The sequence below is a fragment of the Paraburkholderia lacunae genome, from assembly GCF_003353175.1.
Classification (GTDB): Bacteria; Pseudomonadota; Gammaproteobacteria; order Burkholderiales; family Burkholderiaceae; genus Paraburkholderia; species Paraburkholderia lacunae.
Map to the genome: position 1 here is coordinate 57053 of NZ_QHKS01000011.1, position 25047 is coordinate 82099.

Below are 25047 nucleotides of genomic sequence, written 5' to 3' on the forward strand. Positions count from 1 at the left end.
CCGCGTCATTCAAGGCCGTCTTGACGTGGCCTCCTGCACCCGGCAACCGCTGCGGCCGCGCTCAGTTGCAGCTGGCTATCCCAGCCGCCGTTAGCGCGACTGCCGTTGCTGCTGATGCGGCGCCGGGCGCGGCGGCACGAAGAAGTTGCGCAGCCACGCGGCGAGGCGCGAGAACACGTCATACGGTTCTTCGACAAAAATTTCCGGCTTCAGCAGGCGCAGATATTCCATGATCTGCTGCGCTTCCTGCTTCTGGAACGAGCCGTGCGAAATGCCCAGGCGCAGCAGCCCGCGCAGTTCGCCGAGCTTTTCGCGCGCGGTGCTGCCCACGCTCGTTTCGCACGCCACCTTGGCTTCGTAGACGCGCTGCCGCAGCGATTCCACCAGCCGCCAGGCCGGCGTCTGCATGATTTCCTCGAGCGCCTGAATGTCCTGCACCGCACCTTTGATCTGCGCTGCCAGCGGATCGATCAGCACGGCGTCGCCTTCCGCTTCCTTGACGATCGCGGCCGCCCACTCGCGGCACTGCTTGGCCAGCTCTTCCGGCGTCCATTCCGAACGCGCCGCAAAACCGAAGCCGAATTCGCCCGCCTGTTGCATCAGGATCGCGACGACGTCCGGGAATTCCTTGTCCAACGTGCGTTTCGCCCACGCGTATTGGCCGCCCTGCAACATCCGCTTCACCGCGTGTTCGGTCAGCGGCACCATATTGTCGAGCAGCTTGGCGCGCAAGAAATCCTCAAACGACGGCGTCGCGAACTGCGGGTCGAGCTTCAGCGATACCCGCAGAAAAGCGTCGAAGTCCTTGCGCAGCGTCGCAAGGGTTTCGTCTTTGAGCGTGAGGGTGATTTGACCCATGTGTTATCCCGTTTGGTCCTGCCGCGCTGCATCGTCATGCCGTCCGTTCGCACACGGACCCTGTGAGACGCGACGCCAATGCCGGCGCGGTTGACTCCTGCCTGTTGCCGCGTAACCAGCGGGACGCATCCCGACGAGCGGACCTCGACTCAATAACGGCGGATTCAGGGAAAACTTAAGGGTGCGCGGACGATCGGCGGCGGCTATGGCGGGATGCGCCACCCGCTGCACGCCTTTCGCGGCGGGTGGCGCCGATGCTGCCTTCGACGACGCCGTCGGCGCTCATTTAAGCACGACGCACTGCCAGACAAAAAAGACTGTCAGGCCGGCCGCGATGGTTAGCAGCGGCCGCCGCGTCAGCGCGCTGACCACGATGGCGGCCAGCGCGCCGACGAGTTGCGGATTGCGCCAGGTCAGCTCGGCACCGTTGCCGTGCGGCGAGACCGCCATCGGCACGATGATCGCGGTCAACACGGTGACGGGCACGAAGCCGAGCGCGGTGCGCACGAACGGCGAAAACGCTAGCCGGTCGCCGAGCACGAAAACGGCGGCCCGGATCACCCACGTGATGACCGCCATGCCGAGGATCAGAACGACATAGCTCATCGCGCCGCCTCCGCGGTTTTCCGCTGATGTCGTTGGCGGGACTCCGACATCGACAGCAGAACCCCGACCGCGACGCCCGCGAACACCGCGCCGAGCAGCCCGAGCTTGTATGGCCATGTCTGCCAGAGGAACGCCAGCGCGCCTGCCGTCACGGCGGCGGCGAGATAGCGCAGTGCGACGAGTTGCGGCACGACGATGGCGATGAAGGTTGCGACCATCGCGAAATCGAGCCCGAGCGATTGCAGGCCCGGAAAGGCCGCGCCGAACAGCAGGCCGGCGACGGTCCAGAGCTGCCAGTTCAGATACATGGCCAGACCCGCGCCGAAGAAATAGTGCGGGCCGACCGTGCCGGGCGTGCGATGCCGGTAGTGTTCCCACGCGACCGCGAAGACTTCGTCGGTGAGCAGCGCGCCGAGCGCCCAGCGCCAGCGTGCAGGCAGATGCGCGACGTGCGGCGCGAGTGTCGCGCTATATAGCACGTGGCGCAGATTGACGACCAGCGTGGTCGCCCAGATCACCGCAAAACTGGCGTGACCGGCGATCAGGCCGAGTGCGATGAACTGCGCGGAGCCGGCGAACACGACCAGCGACATCAACTGGCCATGCCATAGATGCAGCGGGCCGGACGCGACCAGCGTGCCGAAGATCACGCCGAACGGTGCCGCGCCGACCATCATCGGAATGATGTCGCGCGCGCCGGCGGTGAATTCTTTCAAGTGGCCTGAGCTCGCGGGCTGGCCCGAGATGGGATGAGTCAATCTTGCCTCCTGGATTCGGGAAGCATAGCGGGCAGGCCGGCGGCGGGGCTTGTACGTTCTTGCGGTGGCGAAACTGGATGTCTTATCGGGTGGCGCGGCAGCCGGTCGGGGCTCACGGACGACGGCGCTGCGGGAGGCGGGGAGGGGTGCTCATGTAGTGCGGCTAGAAGGAGCCGCCCACAGGCTTGGCCGTGGGGGGCATGGCTGGCCGGGTCAAAGGCGCGCGGCGACAAGTCTCGTCACGCCAGACGGTGTTGCCTCAGCTGCCCTGCCAGCGTCCCGGCGGCACGCCGAACATGCGCCGGAAATGCCGCGTGAAATGGCTCTGGTCCGTGAAGCCGCTGGCCGCGGCGATGTCCGTCACGGAAACGCCGGCGCGCAACGGCGCCAGCGCGCGTTGCAGGCGCACCTGATTGCGCCACGCATGCGGCGGCAGACCGGTGGTTTGGGTAAAAAGGCGGGCGGCGTGAAATGGCGACAGTCCCGCTGCGTGCGCGACTTCGGCCAGCGTGACTTGCGCCGTCAGATCGCCCGTCAGGCGCTCTTTCATGGTTGCGACGCGGGCGTCGTCAGCGGCGGCGCGCGACGGCTCCGGCTGCGTCTGCGAGTAGCGGACCAGCAGCGTGGACAAAGCGTCGAGCATCGCGGCTTCGGCGGCGAGCGGATCGTCGCCGGCTTCCAGCAGACGATGCGCGCGCGCAAGCCGCTGCGCCAGATCGGGATCGCGGATCACGCCCGGCGCGAACCACGGCAACGCTTGCGGCCGGCCGGCAACCTCATTGGCGAGCGCGTGGATGAAGTCGATCGGCGCATACATCACGCGGTACCGCCAGCCCGCTTCCACCGCCTTCGAGCCGGTATGCAACTCGCCGGGATTGATGATCGGCACGCTGCCCGCTTCGGCGACATAATCCGCGCCGCGATACCGATAGCCTTCAGCACCCGCGACGATCACGGGGATCGTGTACGCGTCGTGCCAATGCGCCGAGAACTCGTGATCGTGATATTCGGCCGTGAGCAGGTCCGCGCCGGGCAGGAGCGGCGTGCGCCAGTAGCGGGCGGAATCCTGGAAACGATGGGCGGTCATGGTCGAAGTCCGGCTGGGCCGCTCAGTTTAGCGCGCTGTGGCCGTTGCGGCGCGTTTTGTCAATGGGTTCGCCGGGCGCGTTACGCCGCAGGACGGCCATCACTTGACCGGAATCGTGGTGCCGGCCGGCATCGGCACGGCGGTGACGCTGTTTTTCGCACTGCCGGTGGCGATACGGTCGCTGTAGGTCAGGTAGACCAGCGTGTTGCGCTTCGCATCGACCACGCGCACCACATGCAGCGACTTGAAAATCAGCGACATGCTCACGGAGAACACATCGGATTGCTGTTTCATCGGACTCGTGAAGTGAATCGCGCCGACTTGCCGGCAGGCGATCGACGCCTCGGTCGGATCTTCGGCGATGCCGAGCGTGCCCTTGATGCCGCCGGTACGAGCCCGCGACACATAGCAGGTCACGCCTTGCACAAGCGGATCGTCATAGGCTTCGACGACCACGCGGTCGGAACCCGTCAAGTGGAAGTTGGTATTGACGCTGCCGACCTCTTCGCTGTGTGCGAGCGGCAGTAACAGGGCCCAGACGGTGACCGCGAGCGAGACACGCAATAAGGTGGATTTCATCGGATTGCCGGGAATGAGGGCAAGGTTGGGCGCGAGCGTTTAACACAGGAAGCGCGCGGAGAAACATCATCGTATAACGGTGTGCCGGTCAGAGGGCGAGGGCAAACGTCATAGACCGTTCGCCGGGCTTGCATCTGAACTGCGCGAGTGACTGTTTTCCGCAGGACGCGATCCGGCGAATCAAAACAAAAAGGCCCGCACGGATGCGGGCCTTCGAAATTTTGGCTCCTCGACCTGGGCTCGAACCAGGGACCTACGGATTAACAGTCCGGCGCTCTACCGACTGAGCTATCGAGGAACAGCAGTACAACTTGATCTACATAAAAAAGCCCGTCTTGGTTAACGGGCTTTTGCAATTCTTGGCTCCTCGACCTGGGCTCGAACCAGGGACCTACGGATTAACAGTCCGGCGCTCTACCGACTGAGCTATCGAGGAACAGAACAACAACAGCAGAGAAGCGAAATTGTAGGAGTAGCTTAAGCGCCTGTCAATACCCTGCGTTCATCTCGATTTGATTCGAATGCCACGGCGGGTGACGGCCGCGCAGGCTCAGCGTGCGAGCAGAGCCAGCTTTTCCTTCACGTCCTTGAATTCCTCGGCTTCCGGCAGCGGCGCCTTGGTCTTGGTGATGCTCGGCCAGTTCTTCGCCAGATCGGCATTCAGCTCGATGAAGTTCTGCTGGTCGCCCGGCACGTCTTCTTCGGCATAAATGGCGTTCACCGGGCATTCGGCCACGCACACAGCGCAGTCGATGCATTCATCGGGGTCGATCGCGAGGAAGTTGGGACCTTCGCGAAAGCAGTCCACCGGGCACACATCGACGCAGTCGGTATAGCGGCACTTGATGCAGCTTTCGGTCACAACGTGAGTCATTCAGGCAGCTCCTGCATGCGGAATCAGGGAAGGCGGAAACGCCAAAAGCGCTATTGTATCGTAACGTCAAGAGGCGCATGCGGCATCGGGCAGACGGTTTTATATGTTTTCGTGATTAGTTTATGACATCCGGCGCGACGGCCCACCGGTGCGCTGAATCCGGGCGCATTCGGGTAACATGCGTCAGTTCGGTGCGCACGGGGCGCGCCGCACGCGCGTGGGTTGAGTCAGGCCTTTTCGTTTTCCTGCAGTCCAGTTCGCACGATCATGATTATTACTTCGCTGCTCGACACCGATCTGTACAAGTTCACGATGATGCAAGTGGTGTTGCATCACTTTCCCGCGGCGAATGTCGAGTATCGGTTCCGCTGCCGCACGCCGAATGTCGATCTCGTGCCGTATATCGGCGAAATTCGCGATGAAGTGCGCAAGCTCTGCGAGCTGCGCTTTACCGACGGCGAGCTCGATTATCTGCGGCGGATGCGCTTTATCAAGGGCGACTTCATCGAGTTTCTCGCGCTGTTTCATCTGAACGAGAAATACATTTCGATCCTGCCTTCGCCGAAGGGCAATGGCGAGATCGACATCGAGATCAAAGGGCCGTGGCTGCACACGATCCTGTTCGAGATCCCGATGCTCGCGATCGTCAACGAGGTTTATTTCCGCAACACCCAGCAGACACCGGACTACAGCGAAGGGCGCGGGCGTCTCGTCGACAAGATGAAGCTGCTCGGCGCGCGTCCGGAATTCGCCGACTGCAAGATCGCGGACTACGGCACGCGCCGCCGCTTCTCGAAGCAGTGGCACGAGGAGGTGATCCTCACGCTGAAAGACGGCCTCCTCGAACAGTTCGCCGGCACCAGCAATGTCTTCTACGCGATGAAGCACAGCCTCACGCCGCTCGGCACCATGGCGCATGAATACCTGCAGGCGTGCCAGGCGCTCGGTCCGCGTTTGCGCGATTCGCAGACCTTCGGCTTCGAAATGTGGGCGAAGGAATATCGCGGCGACCTGGGTATTGCGCTGTCCGACGTGTACGGCATGCAGGCATTTCTGCGCGACTTCGACATGTACTTCTGCAAGCTGTTCGACGGCGCGCGTCACGATTCCGGCGATCCGTTCGACTGGGGCGAGCGCTTGCTCAAGCACTATGAAGCGAACCGCTGCGACCCGCGCACCAAGATCCTCGTGTTCTCGGACGCGCTCGACATTCCGAAGGTGCTGCAACTGTACGAGCGTTTTCGCGGCCGCTGCAAGCTGGCGTTCGGCGTGGGCACCAATCTGACCAACGACCTCGGTTATAACCCGTTGCAGATCGTCATCAAGATGGTTCGCTGCAATGGTCAGCCGGTGGCGAAACTCTCGGATTCGCCCGGCAAGAACATGTGCGACGACAAGGCGTATCTCGCGTATCTGCGCCAGGTGTTCGGCATCGCGCAACCCGAAGAAGAAGCTGGCAAGTAGGTAGAACATACGTCCCGCGCGCGGCAATCGGCCGTTCGGCCAGAGTGTTCGCATGCAGGGCGGCCGGTATAATCCTCGCCATTCGCACGGCTGTCGACACGAGGATTTCGCATATGGATACATCGATTGCCCGCCGCAACATCCTGGCGCGCATCCGCGCGGCGCAAGGGCGCGAACCCGAGCCGGCCGCTTCCGAGCGCGAGGCCGTTGCGGACTACCTGGCGCGCCATCCTGCCGGCCCGCGTCCGGAGATGCCGGCCGATCTGACAGGGCGCTTCGTCGAAGAAGCGCAGAAGATGGCGACCACTGTCGACACCGTCGAAACACTGAGCGACGTGCCTGCCGCCGCACATCGCTACCTCACGCAACAGGCGTTGCCCACCCAGGCGATTGCATGGCAAACGCTGCAAGATCTGCAATGGGCCGAAGCCGGTCTCACCGTCGAATTTCGCAAGCCTGAAGACGGCGACGTGGTCGGTCTCACCGGCTGCTTCTGCGCCACTGCCGAGACCGGCACGCTGGTGCTGTTGTCCGGCCCGCAAACCTATGCGTCGGCTGGTTTGCTGCCCGAAACGCACATTGCGATCGTGCCGGCTTCGCGAATCGTCGCCGGGCATGAAGAGGCGTTCAACCTGATTCGCAGCGAGTGCGGCGAATTCCCGCGTGCGGTCAATTTCGTCTCCGGGCCGTCGCGCACCGGCGATATCGAACAGACAATCGTGCTTGGCGCGCACGGGCCTTACCGGGTGCATGCGATCGTCGTACGTGGCGCCTGAGCGGGGCGAGCGGCGGCGTCTCACGCCTCACTGGCGTTGCATGTGCACGGCCGGCATCAATCACGGCTGGCATCGATAACAAGGACTGGCAGATATGAAAGGACATGCCGTGTCGGCGAGCATGGCGCTCGCCGCTGCGCTGGCGCTGGCGGGGTGGCCTCGACTGGCGTCGGCGGCTACGCTCGACGGCGCGACGCTATCGGCGCTGTGGGCTGTGCCGTTTGCCGGCGTGCTGCTGTCGATCGCGGCGTTTCCGTTGATCGCGCCGGCCTTCTGGCATCACCATTTCGGCAAGATCGCGGCGGCGTGGGCGCTGGTATTTCTGGTGCCGTTTGCACTGACATTCGGCGCGGGCGCCGCGTTCAGCACGCTGGTGCACGCGCTCCTCGAGGAATATTTGCCGTTCATCGTGATGCTGAGCGCGCTCTATACGGTAGCGGGAGGTATCTGCGTGCGCGGCAATCTGCATGGCACGCCGCGTTTGAACACGGCGATTCTCACGCTCGGCACGGTGCTCGCGAGCATCATGGGCACAACCGGTGCGGCGATGCTGCTGATCCGCCCGTTGCTGCGCGCCAACGACAACCGCAAGCACGTCGTGCATGTGGTGGTGTTCTTCATCTTTCTGGTGGCGAACGCGGGCGGCTCGCTCTCGCCGCTCGGCGACCCGCCGCTCTTTCTCGGCTTCCTGCAAGGCGTCGGCTTTTTCTGGACCACCACGCATCTGGCGCTACCGATGCTGTTCGTCTGCTGCGTGCTGCTCGCGGCGTTCTACGCGCTCGACTCGTATTACTTTCACCATCGCGAGGAAGAGCGCTCGCGCTTTCTCGATCCGACGCCGGATTCGCCGCCTCTCGGCATCGACGGCAAGATCAATTTCCTGTTTCTCGCCGCAGTGATCGCGCTGGTGCTGATGAGCGGACTCTGGAAACCGGGCATCGTATTCGACGTGTTCGGCACGCACATTGCCTTGCAGAATGCCGTGCGCGATGTCGCGCTGATCGGGCTCACGTTGCTCTCGCTGGTGTCGACACCGCGTGCGGCGCGCGCCGGCAATGATTTCAACTGGGCGCCGATCGAAGAGGTCGCCAAACTGTTCGCGGGCATCTTCGTGACGATCGCGCCGGTCATCGCGATTTTGCGCGCCGGCGAGGCGGGCGCGTTCGCCGGCATCGTCCATCTGGTCAACGACGCCGCCGGCCAGCCGCACGACACGATGTACTTCTGGGCGACCGGCCTGCTATCGTCGTTTCTCGACAATGCGCCGACCTACCTGGTGTTCTTCAACCTGGCCGGCGGCGACGCGCAGACACTGATGACCGCCGGCGCCACGACGCTCTCGGCGATTTCGGCCGGCGCGGTGTTCATGGGCGCGAACAGCTATATCGGCAATGCGCCGAACTTCATGGTGAAAGCGATTGCGGAATCGCGCGGCGTTCGCATGCCGGGCTTTTTTGCGTATCTTGGCTGGTCTGGTGCGGTGTTGATACCGCTCTTTCTCGTCACCGGCTGGCTGTTTTTTTGACGCTGACTTTGACGCCGAGGCAATCGAACTCGACGCGCTATACGGAGAATTGCAATGCAGAAGATCCTCGTCGCCCGGCCGATCTTTCCTGATGTGATCGAACGGCTCAAGCAGTATTTCGACGTCGACTGGAACCAGGGCGAGGTGCTGTCCGCACAAGAGTTGACGCGCCGTCTCGCGGATAAAGACGGCGCGCTGACCGCGGGCGATCCGGTCGGCCCGGCTGTGCTCGCGGCGGCGCCGCGTCTGCGGGTGGTGTCGAACATGGCGGTGGGCTACAACAACTTCGACATGGCTGCGTTCAACGCGGCGAACGTGCTCGGCACCAATACTCCCGACGTGCTGAACGAATCGACCGCCGACTTCGGCTGGGCGCTGATGATGGCGGCAGCACGCCGCATCGCCGAATCGGAGCATTGGCTGCGCGCGGGCCAATGGCGGAAGTGGACGTACGACGGTTTTCTCGGCACGGATCTGTACGGCTCGACGCTCGGCGTGCTCGGCATGGGCCGGATCGGCCAGGCGCTGGCACGGCGGGCGAAAGGCTTCAACATGCAGGTGATCTATCACAACCGTTCGCGTGTCGCGCCGGAGATCGAAGCGGAGCTGAACGCGCAATACGTGTCCAAACAGGATCTGTTGCGGCGCGCCGATCACGTGGTGCTCGTCTTGCCGTACACCAAGGAAAACCATCACACGATCGGCGCGGCCGAACTCGCGCAGATGAAGCCGACCGCGACGCTCACCAACATCGCGCGCGGCGGCATCGTCGACGACGCGGCGCTCGTCGAGGCGCTACGCACCGGGAAGATCGCTGCCGCCGGTCTCGATGTCTTTGAAGGCGAGCCGAATCTGAATCCCGCTTTGCTGACGGTGCCGAATGTCGTGCTGACGCCGCATATTGCCAGTGCGACCGAAGCGACGCGCCGCGCCATGGCGAACCTCGCCGCCGACAACCTGATTGCGGCGCTGGGCAAGGGGCCGCGCGCGGGACGTCCGCCGAATCCGATCAACCCCGAGGTGATCGGCAAGGCGCGTTCATGACAATGATTCTGGTGGCGGCCGTGGCAGTGCTGGCGGTCGCATTGGTCATCGCGTTGGCGTTGCTGATGCGCGGCAATAGCCGCGCCGACGATAGCGAGCAGTTCGAGATGCTCGGCGAGCGCATCGACGCCGCTGCGGCGGCCCAGTCGCTTGCCTACGAGCGGCTCGAACGGCAACTGCGCAATGACATTACCGAGACGGCGCGCGTGTCGCGTACCGAGTTGAGCAGCGGCTTTGCGCATTTTCAACAAACGCTGGCCTCGCAGTTCAGCAGTATGACGACGGTGCAAGGCGGCAAGATCGACGGCTTCGCGCAGCAGCTCGACGCGGTCCGGCACAGCCTGCAACAGCAGGCACAACAGGCGCGCGACGAGCAAGGCCGAACGCTCAAGCAGTTCGGCGAAACACTGAGCTTGCAGCTCGGACAGCTCACCGAGGCGAACGATCGCCGCTTTGCGGAAGTGCGCGCGACCATCGAGCAGCGGCTGAAAGACATCGAGGCGAACAATTCGACCAAGCTCGAAGAGATGCGCCGCACCGTCGACGAAAAGCTGCATGCAACGCTCGAACAGCGCCTTGGCGAATCGTTCAAGCTGGTGTCCGACCGGCTCGAGCAGGTGCATCGCGGCCTGGGCGAAATGCAGTCGCTGGCCGCCGGCGTCGGCGATCTGAAGAAGGTGCTGACCAACGTCAAGACGCGCGGCACTTGGGGCGAGGTGCAGCTCGAAGCGTTGCTCGAACAGCTGCTGACCGCGGACCAATACGCGAAGAACGTCGCGACCGTGCCGAAGAGCGCCGAGCGCGTCGAATTCGCGATCAAGCTGCCTGGCCGCATGGACCCGGGCGGCACGGCCACGCCGGTCTGGTTGCCGATCGACGCCAAGTTCCCGCGCGAAGACTACGAGCGTCTGATCGAAGCGCAGGAGCGCGCCGATCCGGCCGCGGTGGAGGAGGCGTCGCGCGCGCTCGAAGCGCGGATTCGCGCCGAGGCGCGCACGATTGCGGAGAAGTATGTGTCGCCGCCGCATACCACCGATTTCGCGCTGCTGTTTCTGCCGACCGAGGGCCTTTACGCCGAAATCCTGCGGCGACCCGGGCTGACGGATCTGCTGCAACGCGACTATCGCGTGACGATTGCCGGCCCGACCACACTCACCGCGTTGCTCAACAGTTTGCAGATGGGTTTCCGCACGCTGGCGATCGAGAAGCGTTCGAGCGAGGTGTGGCAAGTGCTCGGCGCGGTGAAGACGGAGTTTGGCAAATTCGGCGACGTGCTGGCCAAGACCAAGGCGCAACTGGAAACCGTCACGCGTTCGATCGAAGCCGCGCAAACGCGCACCCGTGTGCTGGACCGCAAGCTGCGCGACGTCGAGGCGTTGCCGGGTGAGGAGGCGAGCGGGGTGCTCGGCGATGCGCTCTCGGGCGCGGATCCTGACGAGCAGTAGCGCGGCCTGGTTCTGTGGCTTGGTTCGGTTGCTTAGCGCGGTTGCTTAGTTCGAGCCGGCGCTGTTGCCTGCCGCAGAGGCCGCGGCCAATTGTTCGAGCGCATCGCCCGTCAGACGCACGATGCGCCAATCCGGCATCACCGTCGCGCCCATCTTCTCGTAGAAGCCGATGGCTTGCTGGTTCCAGTCGAGCACAGTCCATTCAAAGCGCCCGCACTGCCGCTCGACTGCCAGCGCCGCCAGCCGGGCAAGCAGCGCCGTGCCGAGGCCGCTGCCGCGCTGACTCGGTTGCACGTAGACGTCCTCGAGATACAGCCCGCGTTTGCCGACGAAACTCGAGTAATTGTGGAAGAACAGTGCATAGCCGACGATGCGGCCTTCGTCTTCCGCAACCAGCGCTTCGATCGACGGCCGCGCGCCGAACAGCGCATCGCGCAGACCGTCTTCGGTCGCGACAAATACATGCGTGAGGCTTTCGAATTCGGCCAGCTCGTACGTCAGGGCGAAGATCGCGCCGGTGTCCGCGGGCGTCGCGGCGCGGATCGTCGCGGTCATTACGCTTCTTCCGGCGCGTCGGTCAGCTGGATTTCGATGCCGCCGAAGCGCGACGCGACCCAGTTGTACGCGTGGCACGCAATCCACAGCAGGACGAAGCCGAGGATCGCGTTCAGCAGCAGCGCGCTGAACACCGTGCTCAGTTCGACCGAACCATAGCGCACGAACGCGACCAGCACGCCAAGCAGCACGATCGGCACCGAGAACGTCAGGTAGACGAGGATGAGCGCTTTGGCCGTCTGTCCCGGCGCAATGAACGAGATCTGTTTTTTCATGTAAGTCAAACCCGTATGTCGTAGTCGTGATGGGGTAATGCGGAAAATGCGACGGAAAGTGCGCTGCAAATCAGGGGTCAGATAAGACCATCGAACAGCATGATATCGACCCGTTCGCCCTCGGCAATATCGGCTTCATCGTGCCCGAGTACGATGAAACAATTCGCTTCGCTCATCGAGCTCAGCACGCCGGAGCTTTGCGAGCCGGTTGGCGTGACGTGCCATTGACCGTTCGTGTCCCGTTCGGCTACGCCGCGCTGGTATTCGGTGCGGCCGGCGCGCTTGCGGATGGCCCGGCGGCTCGCCGCATGCAGGACCGGCAGCGCTTGCGGCGTCGCGCCGGACATTCGCAGCAGTGCCTCGCGCACGATTTGATAGAACGTCACCATGACGGCGACCGGATTGCCCGGCAAGCCGAAGAATAGCGCAGGCAGCCCGAGGCCCGGATGTTCGCCCGACCAGATGCGGCCGAAAGCGAGCGGCCGGCCCGGACGCATGGCCAGGCTCCAGAAGGCGACGTCGCCGAATGTCTGCAGCAATTGCCTCGTGAAATCCGCTTCGCCGACCGAGACGCCGCCGGAAGTCAGCACCACGTCCGCGCTGGCAGCGGCGCTGCGCAAGGCGGCCTCGAGCGCGGCGGGCTGATCGCGCACCACGCCCAGATCGAGCGTGTCCACGTTCAGGCGCCGGAGCATCGCAATCAGCGTGTAGCGATTGCTGTCGTACACCGAGCCTGGGTCGAGCGGCTCGCCGAGCGAACGTAATTCGTCTCCGGTCGAGAAGAAGGCGACGCGCAAGCGCCGCCGCACGCTGACTTCGCCGATGCCGAGCGACGCCAGCAAGCCGAGATCCGAGGCGCGCACGATCCGGCCGGCGCGCAACGCCGCATGGCCGCGCGCCAGGTCTTCGCCGGCCAGGCGCCGGTTGGCGCCCGGCAGCACGGCGTTGGCCGCGAAACGGATAGTCGTGGCGTCGCCGCTGCGCTCGACGAGTTCTTGCGGCACGACCGTGTCGCAATCGGCCGGCATGGAGGCGCCTGTCATCACGCGCACGCATTGCGTCACTTCGACGCGGCCCGCAAACGGATGGCCCGCCAGCGCCTTGCCGGCGATGGTCAGGTCGACCGTGGACGCGCCAGTTGCCAGCGCCGCGCGGTTGAACGCGTAGCCGTCCATGGCCGAGTTGTCGTGGGAGGGGACGTCGATCGGTGACACGATGTCGGCTGCCAGCACACGGTCGAGCGCGTCGCGCAGCGGCACGCGTTCGATTGCCGTGACCGGCGCGGCCCATTCGCGGACGATCGCCTGGGCGGCCGAAACAGGGAGCGCGTGAGGATCGTACTGCGCGACGCAGCGGGAAAATTCGTTAAGCGTGGTCATGAAGAGCTAGACGTCGCGACCGGAGGCGGGACCGGTATTTGCCGTGGGGCCGGAGCGGGATTTCAACCGGGGCCTCAACAACGGTCGAGGTCGGCGAGTTCTTGTAACGAATTGATATTGTAAAACGCGCGCTCGTCGGTAAAGGCGACTTCCACCGTCTTGTGGCGCGCGTACCACGCGCGAACCTTGCGTTCACCGGCGGCCAGAAAGGCCGCCAGGTCGTCGGCCAGACTCGTGCGCAGCAACGCGAACACCGGATGGAGCGAGACGTTGCCCTGCGCGTCGGCGGTGGTGACTGTGGCGAGGTCGGCCTGGTTCGAGTCCAGCGCGTGCGCGAGGCGGACGGCGAGGTCGGCGGGCAGTCCAGGTGTGTCGCACGGTGCGCTCAGAACGTACGCGGTGTCGGCCGCGCGCAGCCCGGCGAGCAAGCCTGCCAGAGGTCCCGGAAAGCCGGGCAGGGTATCGGCGACGACCTTGGCGTTGAACGGGGCGCCGAGTGTGGTGTAGACGTCGGCATGACGGTTGGCGCTGATGACGAGGGCGCCTGTTTGCGGCGCGATCCGCTTCAGGACGTGGGAAGCGAGCGGCTCGCCGTGCAGCATTTGCAAGCCTTTGTCGACGCCGCCCATACGCATGCCGCGCCCGCCCGCAAGGACCAGACCGGTGATGTGCTCGCGCGCTGGACTCATGCGCCTGGCCGCTCAGCCGCCGATGTACGACATTTCGACACGGCGGGCATCCTGCGCATGGGCTTGCGCCATGTTACTGCCGCGCAATTGCGAATAGCGATCGGTGCGCGCCTGCCAGATTTCGGCGACCGCGGTGGCGATCTCCGCGTCGTTCGCGCCGCCGCGCAGCAGGGCGCGCAGATCATGACCCGACGACGCGAACAGGCACAGATACAGCTTGCCCTCGGTCGACAGCCGCGCCCGCGTGCAACTGCCGCAAAAGGCACGCGTGACGCTCGAAATCACGCCGATTTCTCCGCCGCCGTCCACGTAACCCCAGCGCTGCGCGGTCTCGCCGGCGCTATGCGCTTCGAGCGGCACGAGCGGGAAATGCTCGGCGATGCGCGTCACCACATCGGCGGACGGCAGCACTTCAGTCATGTTCCAGCCGTTCGAGGTGCCGACGTCCATGTATTCGATAAAGCGCAATACCGCGCCCGAGCCTTTGAAATGGCGCGCCATCGGCACGATTTCGCTGTCGTTGGTGCCGCGCTTGACCACCATGTTGACCTTGATCGGCGCGAGTCCGGCTGCCTGGGCCGCGGCGATACCGTCCAGCACTTCGCCGACAGCGAAGTCGGCGTCGTTCATGCGGCGGAACAGGGTGTCATCCAGCGCGTCGAGGCTGACCGTAACGCGGTTCAAACCCGCGTCTTTCAGGCTGCGCGCCTTGCGTTCCAGCAGCGAGCCGTTGGTGGTCAGCGTCAGATCGAGCGGGCGGCCTTGCGGCGTGGTCAGTTGTGCGAGCCGCTCGATCAGGAATTCCAGATTCTTGCGCAGCAGCGGTTCACCGCCCGTCAGACGGATTTTCTCGACGCCGTGTGCGACGAAGAGCCGCGCCAACCGCTCGATTTCCTCGAAGCTCAATAGCGCGCTATGCGGCAAAAAGGCGTAGTCCTTGTCGAACACCGCGCGCGGCATGCAGTAGACGCAGCGGAAGTTGCAGCGATCCGTCACCGAGATGCGCAGGTCGCGCAGCGGGCGCGCCAGCGTGTCGTGCAGCACACCGCTGGGCGCTTGCACGGCGCCGGAGATGATCGGCACCGCGCTGAGATCGGCAACAGGGATAATGCGTCGGGACATGAATTGCTTCGATCGGGCTTGGACTGGAACCTGGATCTTCATTCTAGCGGAAATGCATTGCGCCGCCGCCGCGCCTCGCCGCTCTCCGGGTATACCGGGGCGGACATGAGGTCTCCAATGCCAACACCCAGAACACGGTATTCCTGCCCCATAAAAAAAGCCCGCCGGTGAGGGCGGGCTTCTTGCATGGCGACGGGCAGCTTACTGCGGATGCTTGCCCGTTTCCACCTGTTGCATCGGCGCGCTGTCGAGCGGCGGCAACGGTTTGCGTTCACGCACGACGCGAGCCGGCTTGACGGTTTGCGCAGCAGCTTCCTGCGCGGCCCGCAGCTTGTTGACGTCGGTGTTCACCCAGACGAGGCCGGCCTGCTCCAGCACCGGTTGCAGGGATTCCGCGGACGCGTAGCCAGGGCGCGGCGCTTGCGGCGCAGCGGCGGCAGGCACCGGCTCGACGACTGCCGGTTCTACGTGTTCGGCTACCGGCGCAACGGCTGCCACGACCGGCTGCGGCTCGGCGATCTCGGCTTGCGGCGCCGGCTGAACTGCCGGTACTTCGACCACGGGGGCCGGAGCCTCGACCGGAGCCGGTGCGGCCTGAGCTTCGACGACCGGAGCGGCGAGCGGGGCTTCAACTTGGGCTTCAACCGGTGCTCCAACGTGAGCCACCGGTTCGGCCAGCGAAACGGTCTCGCTGACAGCCGGCGCAGCCTGCACGGTTTCGACCGGCGCGGCAGCGGCATGCACCACAGGCTCGATTACAGCCGATGCTGCCGGCGTTGCTTCGCCCGGCACAGCCGTTTCCGTTTTGACAGCGTTCTCGACGGCCAAAGCCGGCGTTTCGGTTGCAGCGTGCAGTTCGGTGACCACAGCGGTTTCAGTCGCAACAGCTGCCACCGCCACTTCCACCGGCGTCACTGGTTTCGCTTCAGTGGCCTCGGCCTTGTGCTCGACCGGCTGGTGCGGCGCACGCACCGGTGCTTCGTCGGCGATGTTGTCGCCTTCGGCTTCCGCGACGTCCGCAGCCAGATTGCTGTTCACGCCTTCTTCCTCACGCTCGCGACGGCCACCGCGCCGTCCGCGACGGCGGCGACGGCGCTCTTCACCGTCGCGCGCCACTGCTTCCTGATCGACCGGCACACCGTTTTCGCCCAACGCAGCCTGGTTTTGCGCCAGTTCTTCCGCTTGCGCTTCATTTTGCGTCAACGCATCTGCGGCTTCCGGTTGCTGCTTGCGACGCTCGCCGCGTTCAGCGCGCTCGCCACGTTCACGGCGTTCGCCGCGTTCCTGACGCTCGCCCCGCTCGGCGCGCGCTGCGCCTTCCACGGTTTCAGCACGCTCATTGCCACGATTGTCACGGCCCTCGCGAACTTCGCGCGGCTCACGGCCCTCGCGCGGTTCGCGGCCTTCACGTGCTTCGCGCGGTTCGCGATTACCACGCGGTTCACGTGCTTCACGGCCCTCGCGTGCTTCGCGACTTTCACGCGGTTCGCGTTCTTCGCGACGCTGCGACGGCTGCTGCCCTTGAGCCTGACGGCCACCCGTGGCGCCTTCGCCACGGCCCGCTGCATCGCGGCCGGTTGCGCCGCCACGGCGATTGCGGTTGCGATCGCCGCCGCGTTCGCCGGTGCGCTCAGCGCGCTCCGTGCGTTCGCCGCGTTGCGGGCGCGCCTGCTTTTCGGTCGTAGCCGGTGCGACAGGCGCCGGTGCTGCCGGCTGCATGCCGAACAGATTCTTCAACCAGCCGATGAAGCCGCCGCCAGCCGACGTAACTGCCACCGGAGCCGGGGTTGCCGCCGGACGAACCGGTGCGCTCGGCGCCGGCTTCTCGGGCGTGATGCCCTTGACCGCCGCTTCCTGCTTCGGCTTCACTTCCTCGGTGCGCTTGCTGTAGCCGGTCTCCGATTCCAGTTCGCGAGCCGCTTCTTCGGCCATTTTCCACGAAGCGCGCGGATCGTCGAGGCGCGCGTCGTCGTGACGCAGACGCTCTAGCTTGTAGTGCGGCGTGTCGAGGTGCTTGTTCGGGATCAGGACGACATTGACCTTGAATCGCGATTCGATCTTGTTGATTTCGGCGCGCTTCTCGTTCAACAGGAAGGCGGTCACTTCGACCGGCACCTGGCAATGGATTGCCGCGGTGTTTTCCTTCATCGCTTCTTCCTGAATGATCCGCAGCACTTGCAGCGCGGACGATTCGGTGTCGCGGATGTGGCCCGTGCCGTTACAGCGCGGGCAGGTCACGTGGCTGCCTTCCGACAGAGCCGGACGCAGACGTTGACGCGACAGTTCCATCAGGCCGAAGCGCGAGATCTTGCCCATCTGGACGCGTGCACGGTCGTGCTTCAGCGCGTCTTTCAGGCGCTGTTCGACTTCGCGCTGGCTCTTGGCCGATTCCATATCGATGAAGTCGATCACGATCAGGCCGCCCAGGTCGCGCAGACGCAACTGACGGGCCACTTCGTCCGCGGCTTCGAGGTTGGTGCGCGCGGCGGTTTCCTCGATGTCGGCGCCCTTGGTGGCGCGCGCCGAGTTCACGTCGATCGCGACCAGCGCTTCCGTGTGGTCGATCACGATGGCGCCGCCCGACGGCAGCGGCACCGTGCGCGAGTAGGCGGTTTCGATCTGGTGTTCGATCTGGAAGCGCGAGAAGAGCGGCACGTCGTCGTGGTAGCGCTTCACCTTGCTGACGTTGTCCGGCATCACGATGTCCATGAAGGCGCGGGCCTGGTCATGGATTTCAGTGGTGTCGATCAGGATTTCGCCGATATCCGGCTGGAAATAGTCGCGAATCGCGCGAATCACCAGGCTCGATTCGAGATAAATCAGCATCGGCTGGCCGGCCGAGCCGCTTTGCGACGCGGCTTCGATCGCGCGCCACAGTTGCATCAGGTAGTTCAGGTCCCACTGCAGTTCTTCGGCGGAACGGCCGATGCCGGCCGTGCGCGCGATGATGCTCATGCCTTCCGGCAATTGCAGCTGCGCCATGGTTTCGCGCAGTTCCTGACGGTCGTCGCCTTCGATCCGGCGCGACACGCCGCCGCCGCGCGGGTTGTTCGGCATCAGGACCAGGTACCGGCCGGCGAGCGAGATGAAGGTGGTGAGGGCCGCGCCCTTGTTGCCGCGCTCTTCCTTTTCGACCTGAACGATCAGTTCCTGACCTTCTTTCAGGGCGTCCTGGATGCGCGCGGAGCGCATGTCGACGCCGTCGCGGAAATACTGGCGGGCGACTTCCTTGAACGGCAGAAAACCGTGGCGGTCTTCGCCGTAGTTGACGAAACAGGCTTCGAGCGAGGGCTCGATGCGGGTAATGATGCCCTTGTAAATATTGCCTTTGCGCTGTTCGCGCCCGGCGGTTTCGATGTCGATATCGATGAGTTTTTGCCCATCGACGATGGCGACGCGCAGTTCTTCCTGCTGCGTCGCATTAAACAACATGCGTTTCATTGAACGGCTCCAGAGCGGCTTTGCTCGGCCCCTGGCTGCGCGATTGTCAGTCGCGAGAGCGTAGAGGGCAGCGGCATGCCGCGCTTTATTGTGTTTTCACAAGCACGCTGGAGCGGGAAAATTGGCGGGAGAATTGCCTGAGAGGGCCCGGTCCGGTCAAAAGGACACGGTGCCGCAGGGCACATGCGAACACGGCTTCAAATAACGACCCGACACGCCGCGGGTTCTGCCGGCCGACCTTCATTCGCCTTCATCCACTCGCGCCGGTGCGCCAACTGGGCGCGTGACCGGAGGGTCGAAGGCTGTGGTCATGCCGCAGCGGGAAGTTCGCGCAAGGGGCGCGTCTTTTCTCGCCGGGGGTGTCTCGCCTCATTTTGACGTCGCCATGTCTTGTACTTTCTACAAGACGCCTTGGGCGCACGCCGTATTTTCGCAACCGGCAGCTTCGTACAACAGGCGTCAGACCGCCCGATACCGAAGCTGAAAGCTAAATTCTTTTTTACCAAAATTCCGTTACCGTCGAAGCCGACCTTGACCGAACGCGCCTGTGGGCGCCGTCCCTGCCGGGCACTGACTTCGTGCGTGCAACTTGTTGCATCTCATTTTCAGGGTGAGCAACCAGACCCCGGCGCAAGTAAAATAACGGTTTATCGCTTGCACCTGCGCAATCCGCCCGAATTCCGGACACTGCGCCGGCCGCCGCAGACTGCTGGGCAAATTATATTCAGAATGAAAGAGTTAGGCAAAATATCCCAGAAATCGGTCGCAAGTGATCAGGTCTCGATCATTGAGATCGATGACAGTGCGGCCGGACAGCGCATTGATAACTTCCTGTTGCGCGTCTGTAAGGGCGTACCGAAAAGCCATATTTACCGCATCCTGCGAAGCGGGGAAGTACGCGTAAATAAGGGTCGGGTCGATGCGCAGCATCGTCTCGAGCTTGGCGATCTAGTGCGCGTGCCGCCAATCCGCGTCGCTCAACCGAACGAGGCGATTGCCCAGGCGCCGGTGCCGACCGCCCATTTCAAGATCATTTTTGAAGACGAGCACCTGCTCGTCATCGACAAACCGGCCGGCGTGGCGGTCCACGGCGGCAGCGGCGTCGCGTTCGGCGTCATCGAGCAGATGCGGGAAGCGCGGCCGCAGGCGAAATTCCTCGAATTGGTGCATCGGCTCGACCGCGAGACCTCCGGCATCCTGATGCTCGCCAAGAAGCGCGCCGCGCTGGTCAATCTGCATGAGCAGATCCGCGAGAACAAGATGGATAAGCGCTACTATGCGTGCGTCCACGGCGAATGGGCCAGTGACTGGGGCCGCCGCCGCGCGGTCAAGGAACCGCTGCACAAGTATCTGACCGCGGACGGCGAACGCCGCGTGCGCGTGCAGCCGGATGGCCTTGCGTCGCATACGATATTCAACCTGATCGACCGCTGGCCGGAGTACGCGCTGCTCGAGGCGGAACTGAAGACCGGTCGCACGCATCAGATTCGCGTCCATTTGCAGCATCTGGAACTGCCGATCGTCGGCGACGCCAAATATGGTGACTTCGCGCTGAATAAAGCTTTGGCGCGCGCCAACGCGAAGCCTGGCCTGAAGCGTATGTTCCTGCACGCGTACCGGCTCAAGCTGACGCACCCGGCAACCGGCGCGCCGCTGCAGTTCGAGGCGCCGTTGCCGGACGAATGCCGCAGTTTCATCGCGCAGCTCAACGAATTACGAAATGGGTCACACCCGGAGACGACACCGCATGGCTAGAGAGCAATTTGATCTGATCGTCTTCGATTGGGACGGAACGCTGATGGATTCGACCGCGCACATCACGCGCAGCATCCAGGCGGCGTGCCGCGATCTGGGGCTGCCGGTGCCCGCCGACGAGGCCGCCAGTTACGTGATCGGCCTCGGCCTGCGCGATGCGCTGCAAATCGCCGCGCCCACGCTCGATCCGGCCGACTATCCGCGGCTCGCCGAGCGCTACCGTTTCCACTATTTAGTCAAGGATCAGACCACCGAGCTGTTCGCCGGCGTACGCGAGATGCTGCAGGAATTGCGCGATCTGGGATATCTGCTGGCGGTGGCAACGGGCAAGAGCCGGGTCGGCCTGAACCGCGCGCTCGACCAGTCGCGCCTGACAAGCCTGTTCGACGGCACCCGCTGCGCGGACGAGACGTTCTCGAAGCCCCATCCGGCCATGCTGCACGAATTGACGCGCGAACTGGGACAGGATCCCGCGCGCACCGTGATGGTCGGCGATACGACGCACGATCTGCAGATGGCGATCAACGCGGGTGTGGCGAGCATCGGCGTGACCTATGGCGCCCACCCAGCCGGTTCGTTGACCGCGCTGTCGCCGAAATTCGTCGCCTCGAGCGTTGGCGCGCTGTGCGGCTGGCTGCGCGAGAACGCATGAGCGCGCAGCCCATGAATGAGCACGTGACTGGGCACCCCGGCGGGGTGGCAGTTGAGCCGGTGCGGATTTGCGCGGCCGAGGATCTGATCGACGGCGGCGTCGGCGTGCGGCGCGCGGCGACGCTGGGCGGCTCGGAGGTAGTGGTGTTTTTCGTTCGTTATGATGGCCGCGCGTATGGCTATCTGAACCGCTGTGCCCACGTGCCGATGGAGCTGGACTGGGCCGAAGGGCAGTTCTTCGAATCCTCCGGTTTATACTTGATGTGCGCCACGCACGGCGCGATTTACGCGCCGGATACAGGCAAATGTGTCGGCGGTCCGTGCCGCGGCGCCAGGTTACGCCCCGTTCAGGTGGACGAGCGGGATACGCCCGAAGGCCGCGCCGTATTCTGGCTTCCCGACGGCGAACTGAGCCCGGCCAGCGCCTGATTTTCCCCTTCGACCTTTCCACTGCAACGCATGTCCGACAATTTGACTCCCGAACCGAAAGAACCGTCCCTGACAGGCCGCCCCCGCACGCCTGCCGACGAGCCGGGCTGGGAGCGCGCCGCGCTCGAGCGCATCGCCCTCGCGGCCATCAACGAACAGCGCGCCGCGCGGCGGTGGAAAATCTTCTTCCGCTTTGTGTTCCTGATCGTATTGCTGCTGGCGGTTTGGATCGCAATCGGTTTTTCCGGCGACAAGGTCGCGGCCACCGGCCGGCATACGGCGATGATCGCGCTTGACGGCGAAATCTCCACCGATACGAACGCGAACGCGGAAGATATCAACACGGCGCTGCGAAGCGCGTTCGACGACTCCGGCACCGTCGGGGTGATCCTGCGTTGCAATAGCCCGGGCGGCAGCCCGGTTCAAGCGGGCATCATCTATAGCGAGATTCACCGTTTGCGGGCCAAATATCCGTCGATCCCGCTGTACGTCGTGGTCGGCGATATGTGCGCGTCGGGTGGCTATTACGCAGCCGCGGCCGCAGACAAGATTTACGTGGACAAGGCGAGCATCGTCGGTTCGATTGGCGTGCTGATGGACAGCTTTGGCTTTACCGGCCTGATGGACAAGCTGGGGGTTCAGCGTCGTTTGCATACATCGGGTGAGAACAAGGGCTTTTTCGATCCGTTCTCGCCGGAAACGCCGAAGATGGACGAACATGCGCAAGACTTGCTCGACCAGATTCACGCGCAGTTCATCGACGCGGTTCGCCAAGGCCGCGGCAAAAGGCTGCACGAAACGCCGGATATGTTCTCCGGCCTGTTCTGGACGGGCCAGAAGAGCGTCGAACTCGGTCTGGCCGACGGTTTCGGCGATGCGAATTACGTCGCGCGCGACATCATCAAGGCGCCGGACATCGTCGATTACACGGTGAAGGAGAGCATTACAGACCGCGTTGCGCGCAAGTTCGGCGCAGCAGTCGGAAGCGGCGCCGTGCATGCGATGGCGCTCGGCGGGAAGTTCAATTTGCGTTGATTGCTCACAAAAAAGCCCCGTGTGGTCATTGCTCGACTGAACTGCACCCCAAATCGGTGGACGGATGTCCAACTTTTGGGCTGCAGTTCAGTCTGAACTGACCCCGCGAGGGGCTTTTTTGTTCTGCGGCGCAGGATCAGGCGGCGAGTATCAGGAAAATCGCCGGCCGCTTATGCAGATCGATGGCCGGTTTCTTCTTCCAGTCGGCCACCGTGCGGCTCGCGATGGTTTCCGTTTCCAGCGTCAGATCCACCGCGACGCACACCAGCGTCGACGGTGCGCAGCTCGCCAGCAACGTGTCGAGCAGTGCGCGATTCCGATAGGGCGTCTCGATGAAAATCTGCGTCTGCCTGGCCTTGCGTGATTGCTGTTCCAGATCACGCAGACGCTTGGCCCGTTCGGTGGCGTCCACCGGCAGATAGCCGTGGAAGGCGAAGCTCTGCCCATTCAGGCCCGAAGCCATCAAGGCCAGCAAAATCGAACTCGGCCCGACAAACGGCACGACTTTGACGCCGCGCTCATGCGCGCGGCGCACCAGCAGGGCGCCCGGATCCGCGACCGCCGGGCAGCCGGCTTCGGATACCAGGCCGGCATCCGTGCCGGCCAGCAAGGGGGCGAGCAGTTTGTCGATCTCGCCGGCCGGCGTGTTGACGTTCAGTTCGCGAATTTCGATTTCCTGGATCGGCCGGTCGGTGCCGACTTTCTTCAGGAACGCACGCGTGGTCTTCGCGTTTTCGCCGATGTAGTAGTGCAGCGACGCCGCACGGGCGCGCACTGGCGCGGGCAGGACGGCGTCGAGCGCGTCGGCGTCGCCTTCGCCTAGCGTATTCGGAATCAGATATAACGTGCCGCTCATTGCGCCCCCAGGAGTGGATAGCCGGCTGCGAGCAGCATGCGCGACAGGGCGATCAGCGGCAGCCCGACCAGCGCGGTCGGATCGTCCGAGTGGATGGCGTCGAGCAGCGCGATGCCGAGGCCTTCGGATTTGGCGCTGCCGGCGACGTCGTACGGCGTTTCGGCATGCAGATAGGCCTCCAGCGCGGCGTCCGGCAGATTGCGGAACAGCACGCGCGTGATGACGCCGACCGATTGCGCCGTGCCCGAGCGGCTGTCGAACAGGCACAGTGCACTATGAAACAGCACTTCGCGGCCGCGCATCGCCTGCAACTGGGCGAGCGCCTTGCCGTGCGTGCCGGGCTTGCCGATTTGCAGGCCGTCGTAGGTGGCGACCTGATCGGAGCCGATCACGAGCACGGCTTCGCCGGCGCCGAGGCTGGCGGCCGCTGCGCGGGCTTTCGCTTCGGCGAGCCGCAGCGCGGTCACTTCCGGCGTTTCGCCCGCGAGCGGCGTTTCGTCGATGGCCGGTACGACGACCTCGAATGGAATGCGCAGGCGCTCGAGTAATTCGCGACGATACGGCGAACTCGACGCCAGAATCAGGCGTGGCGGGCGATTGGGGGAATCTGGCATGGTCAACCAACGGCTAGGGAGGCGGGGCGTACAGGGTTGTGCGGCGCGCGCACGTGTACGGGCTTAAGTGTTTGACTCGAAAAGACAAAACGGATATGATTTCGGGCTTTTCACCGGTATGCTTGCGCTAAGCGGGCCTTCGTATTGCTATCCATACGGGTTTCGCGGGCCGCTTCGCAAACTGGTTTATCCCCGGCGAAATCCTTGCCGACGCAGGAGCGCACATGACTCAACATCCTGGCAACCCTGCTGGTCTTACCGACCCGCACGAGCTCGATCTGTTCGAATTTGCGCGGAGTGGGCGTCAGGCCGCGGGTGTCGTGCGCGTCTCGCAACTGCCGCGCATGTTAAACGAAGTCCCGGCAGAAGCGCCAGACCGCGATACCGCGTTCACCTGGCAAGCCGAAGGGGCGACGCAGCCGGAATTGCAGGACGACGGCACCGAGGGGCCACAGCCTTATTTGAGGATGGCGGTTCACGGCGCCGCATGGCTCGAATGCCAGCGCTGCATGGCGCCGTATTCGCAGACGTTCAACGTCGATGCAACTTACCGGATCGTCAGCACTGAGGCGGAAGCCGAAGAGTTTCCGCTTGACGAGGATGAAGTCGAAGTGATCGTGGGCTCGCGCCAGTTCGATCTCATCGACTTGATCGAAGAAGAGTTGCTGCTTTCCTTGCCGCTCGTGCCCAAGCACGAGGTCTGTCCGGAAGTGCACGAGAGCCTCGTCTCTGGTGTGGCCGGTGCGGAAGGCGAGGGCGACGAGGCTGCACTGGATGAGGCTGATGAGGGCGGCGAGCCCGAACGGCCCAATCCGTTCGCGGCGCTCGAAAGTCTCAAGCGCGGTGAGCCGGACGACAAGAAGCACTGAACAGTTGCGTGGGAGCGCGATGCGGGCGCATTGGCCATCCGGCCAGTGGCGGAGACCGGATCGGGCTGTGTTAGAATTCGGAAAATTTTTAGGAGTTAGTCATGGCAGTTCAACAAAATAAGAAGTCGCCGTCGAAGCGCGGCATGCACCGTTCGCACGATTTCCTGACGGCAGCGCCGCTGGCTGTGGAACCGAGCACGGGCGAAGTGCATCTGCGTCACCACGTTAGCCCGAACGGCTACTATCGCGGCAAGAAAGTCGTCAAGACGAAGAACGACTAATCGTTTCACTGCGTTGCGCCCCTTGGCGTTTCGCGTGGCGATCGGCTCGCTTGACATTTTCCCGGCTCGGCAAAAAGGCG

At 64.0% G+C, this 25047-nt stretch carries 25 protein-coding genes and 2 tRNA genes; 11 read left to right on the top strand and 16 right to left on the bottom strand.

Features of this window, described 5'->3' with window-relative positions; all coding sequences use genetic code 11:
- Positions 1-90: 90 nt before the first annotated feature.
- From DLM46_RS18055 to fdxA, 8 genes are all read right to left on the bottom strand, one after another.
- A complete protein-coding gene (locus DLM46_RS18055) occupies positions 91-858 on the bottom strand; it encodes a DUF4088 family protein (RefSeq protein WP_115102220.1) in 768 nt (255 codons plus the stop codon).
- 282 nt (positions 859-1140) lie between these two features.
- Positions 1141-1464 (bottom strand): AzlD domain-containing protein, encoded by a 324-nt coding sequence (locus DLM46_RS18060; protein WP_115102221.1) that lies wholly within the window; start codon positions 1462-1464, stop codon positions 1141-1143.
- Positions 1461-2222, bottom strand: coding sequence for an AzlC family ABC transporter permease (locus DLM46_RS18065; RefSeq protein WP_115102222.1), 762 nt, complete (start codon positions 2220-2222; stop codon positions 1461-1463). Before DLM46_RS18065 ends, DLM46_RS18060 begins: the two co-directional genes overlap by 4 nt.
- A gap of 259 nt (positions 2223-2481) precedes the next feature.
- Positions 2482-3309, bottom strand: a complete 828-nt coding sequence (locus tag DLM46_RS18070) for a helix-turn-helix transcriptional regulator (RefSeq protein WP_115102223.1) — start codon at positions 3307-3309, stop codon at positions 2482-2484.
- A 99-nt stretch (positions 3310-3408) separates the two neighbouring features.
- Positions 3409-3888: a CreA family protein gene (locus tag DLM46_RS18075; RefSeq protein WP_115102224.1), complete on the bottom strand. Its 480-nt coding sequence runs from the start codon at positions 3886-3888 to the stop codon at positions 3409-3411.
- 222 nt (positions 3889-4110) lie between these two features.
- Positions 4111-4186 (bottom strand) — tRNA-Asn (locus DLM46_RS18080).
- A 62-nt stretch (positions 4187-4248) separates the two neighbouring features.
- Positions 4249-4324 (bottom strand) — tRNA-Asn (locus DLM46_RS18085).
- A gap of 114 nt (positions 4325-4438) precedes the next feature.
- Positions 4439-4762, bottom strand: a complete 324-nt coding sequence (fdxA, locus tag DLM46_RS18090) for a ferredoxin FdxA (protein WP_115102225.1) — start codon at positions 4760-4762, stop codon at positions 4439-4441.
- 267 nt (positions 4763-5029) lie between these two features.
- On the opposite strand from fdxA, the gene pncB reads away from it, so the two are divergent.
- The 5 genes from pncB (at position 5030) to DLM46_RS18115 (ending at position 11016) form a co-directional block, all read left to right on the top strand.
- Positions 5030-6226, top strand: a complete 1197-nt coding sequence (pncB, locus tag DLM46_RS18095; RefSeq protein WP_115102226.1) for a nicotinate phosphoribosyltransferase — start codon at positions 5030-5032, stop codon at positions 6224-6226.
- 113 nt (positions 6227-6339) lie between these two features.
- Complete coding sequence (locus tag DLM46_RS18100; protein WP_115102227.1) at positions 6340-7002, top strand: LutC/YkgG family protein; 663 nt, start codon at positions 6340-6342, stop codon at positions 7000-7002.
- 94 nt (positions 7003-7096) lie between these two features.
- On the top strand, positions 7097-8527 hold the full coding sequence (locus DLM46_RS18105) for a sodium:proton antiporter (protein WP_115102228.1): 1431 nt from the start codon (positions 7097-7099) through the stop codon (positions 8525-8527).
- 54 nt (positions 8528-8581) lie between these two features.
- Positions 8582-9571 (top strand): 2-hydroxyacid dehydrogenase, encoded by a 990-nt coding sequence (locus DLM46_RS18110; protein ID WP_115102229.1) that lies wholly within the window; start codon positions 8582-8584, stop codon positions 9569-9571.
- Positions 9568-11016 (top strand): DNA recombination protein RmuC, encoded by a 1449-nt coding sequence (locus DLM46_RS18115; protein ID WP_115102230.1) that lies wholly within the window; start codon positions 9568-9570, stop codon positions 11014-11016. Before DLM46_RS18110 ends, DLM46_RS18115 begins: the two co-directional genes overlap by 4 nt.
- A 45-nt stretch (positions 11017-11061) precedes the next feature.
- Here the strand turns inward: DLM46_RS18115 and DLM46_RS18120 are convergent, their stop codons facing one another.
- From DLM46_RS18120 to DLM46_RS18145, 6 genes are all read right to left on the bottom strand, one after another.
- Positions 11062-11571, bottom strand: a complete 510-nt coding sequence (locus DLM46_RS18120; protein WP_115102231.1) for a GNAT family N-acetyltransferase — start codon at positions 11569-11571, stop codon at positions 11062-11064.
- The gene (locus tag DLM46_RS18125; RefSeq protein ID WP_091792546.1) at positions 11571-11846 is read right to left on the bottom strand and encodes a hypothetical protein; all 276 of its coding nucleotides are present in this window, start codon (positions 11844-11846) and stop codon (positions 11571-11573) included. Before DLM46_RS18125 ends, DLM46_RS18120 begins: the two co-directional genes overlap by 1 nt.
- A gap of 77 nt (positions 11847-11923) precedes the next feature.
- Positions 11924-13225: a molybdopterin molybdotransferase MoeA gene (gene moeA, locus DLM46_RS18130; RefSeq protein WP_115102232.1), complete on the bottom strand. Its 1302-nt coding sequence runs from the start codon at positions 13223-13225 to the stop codon at positions 11924-11926.
- 74 nt (positions 13226-13299) lie between these two features.
- Positions 13300-13914, bottom strand: a complete 615-nt coding sequence (gene mobA, locus DLM46_RS18135; RefSeq protein WP_115102233.1) for a molybdenum cofactor guanylyltransferase MobA — start codon at positions 13912-13914, stop codon at positions 13300-13302.
- Positions 13915-13926: 12 nt separating this feature from the next.
- Positions 13927-15036: a GTP 3',8-cyclase MoaA gene (gene moaA / locus DLM46_RS18140; RefSeq protein WP_115102553.1), complete on the bottom strand. Its 1110-nt coding sequence runs from the start codon at positions 15034-15036 to the stop codon at positions 13927-13929.
- A 201-nt stretch (positions 15037-15237) separates the two neighbouring features.
- Entirely contained in the window at positions 15238-18477 is a 3240-nt protein-coding gene (locus DLM46_RS18145; RefSeq protein ID WP_115102234.1) for an Rne/Rng family ribonuclease, read from the bottom strand.
- Positions 18478-19206: 729 nt separating this feature from the next.
- Here DLM46_RS18145 and DLM46_RS18150 point away from each other — a divergent pair.
- Genes DLM46_RS18150 through DLM46_RS18165 form a run of 4 tightly spaced genes read left to right on the top strand, consistent with a single transcriptional unit; the run spans position 19207 to position 22347 of the window.
- The gene (locus DLM46_RS18150) at positions 19207-20232 is read left to right on the top strand and encodes an RluA family pseudouridine synthase (protein WP_115102235.1); all 1026 of its coding nucleotides are present in this window, start codon (positions 19207-19209) and stop codon (positions 20230-20232) included.
- The gene (locus DLM46_RS18155) at positions 20225-20884 is read left to right on the top strand and encodes an HAD-IA family hydrolase (RefSeq protein ID WP_115102236.1); all 660 of its coding nucleotides are present in this window, start codon (positions 20225-20227) and stop codon (positions 20882-20884) included. Before DLM46_RS18150 ends, DLM46_RS18155 begins: the two co-directional genes overlap by 8 nt.
- Complete coding sequence (locus tag DLM46_RS18160; RefSeq protein WP_425273995.1) at positions 20881-21312, top strand: Rieske (2Fe-2S) protein; 432 nt, start codon at positions 20881-20883, stop codon at positions 21310-21312. Before DLM46_RS18155 ends, DLM46_RS18160 begins: the two co-directional genes overlap by 4 nt.
- Positions 21313-21342: 30 nt before the next feature.
- Positions 21343-22347 (top strand): S49 family peptidase, encoded by a 1005-nt coding sequence (locus tag DLM46_RS18165; RefSeq protein WP_115102237.1) that lies wholly within the window; start codon positions 21343-21345, stop codon positions 22345-22347.
- 136 nt (positions 22348-22483) lie between these two features.
- On the opposite strand, the gene DLM46_RS18170 is transcribed toward DLM46_RS18165, so the two are convergent.
- Positions 22484-23203, bottom strand: coding sequence for an SAM-dependent methyltransferase (locus DLM46_RS18170; protein WP_115102238.1), 720 nt, complete (start codon positions 23201-23203; stop codon positions 22484-22486).
- Complete coding sequence (locus tag DLM46_RS18175; RefSeq protein WP_115102239.1) at positions 23200-23817, bottom strand: Maf-like protein; 618 nt, start codon at positions 23815-23817, stop codon at positions 23200-23202. Before DLM46_RS18175 ends, DLM46_RS18170 begins: the two co-directional genes overlap by 4 nt.
- A gap of 224 nt (positions 23818-24041) precedes the next feature.
- Here DLM46_RS18175 and DLM46_RS18180 point away from each other — a divergent pair, with 224 nt between their 5' ends.
- Positions 24042-24686 (top strand): DUF177 domain-containing protein, encoded by a 645-nt coding sequence (locus DLM46_RS18180; protein WP_115102240.1) that lies wholly within the window; start codon positions 24042-24044, stop codon positions 24684-24686.
- 101 nt (positions 24687-24787) lie between these two features.
- Positions 24788-24967, top strand: a complete 180-nt coding sequence (gene rpmF / locus DLM46_RS18185) for a 50S ribosomal protein L32 (RefSeq protein WP_006051932.1) — start codon at positions 24788-24790, stop codon at positions 24965-24967.
- Positions 24968-25047: the final 80 nt, after the last annotated feature.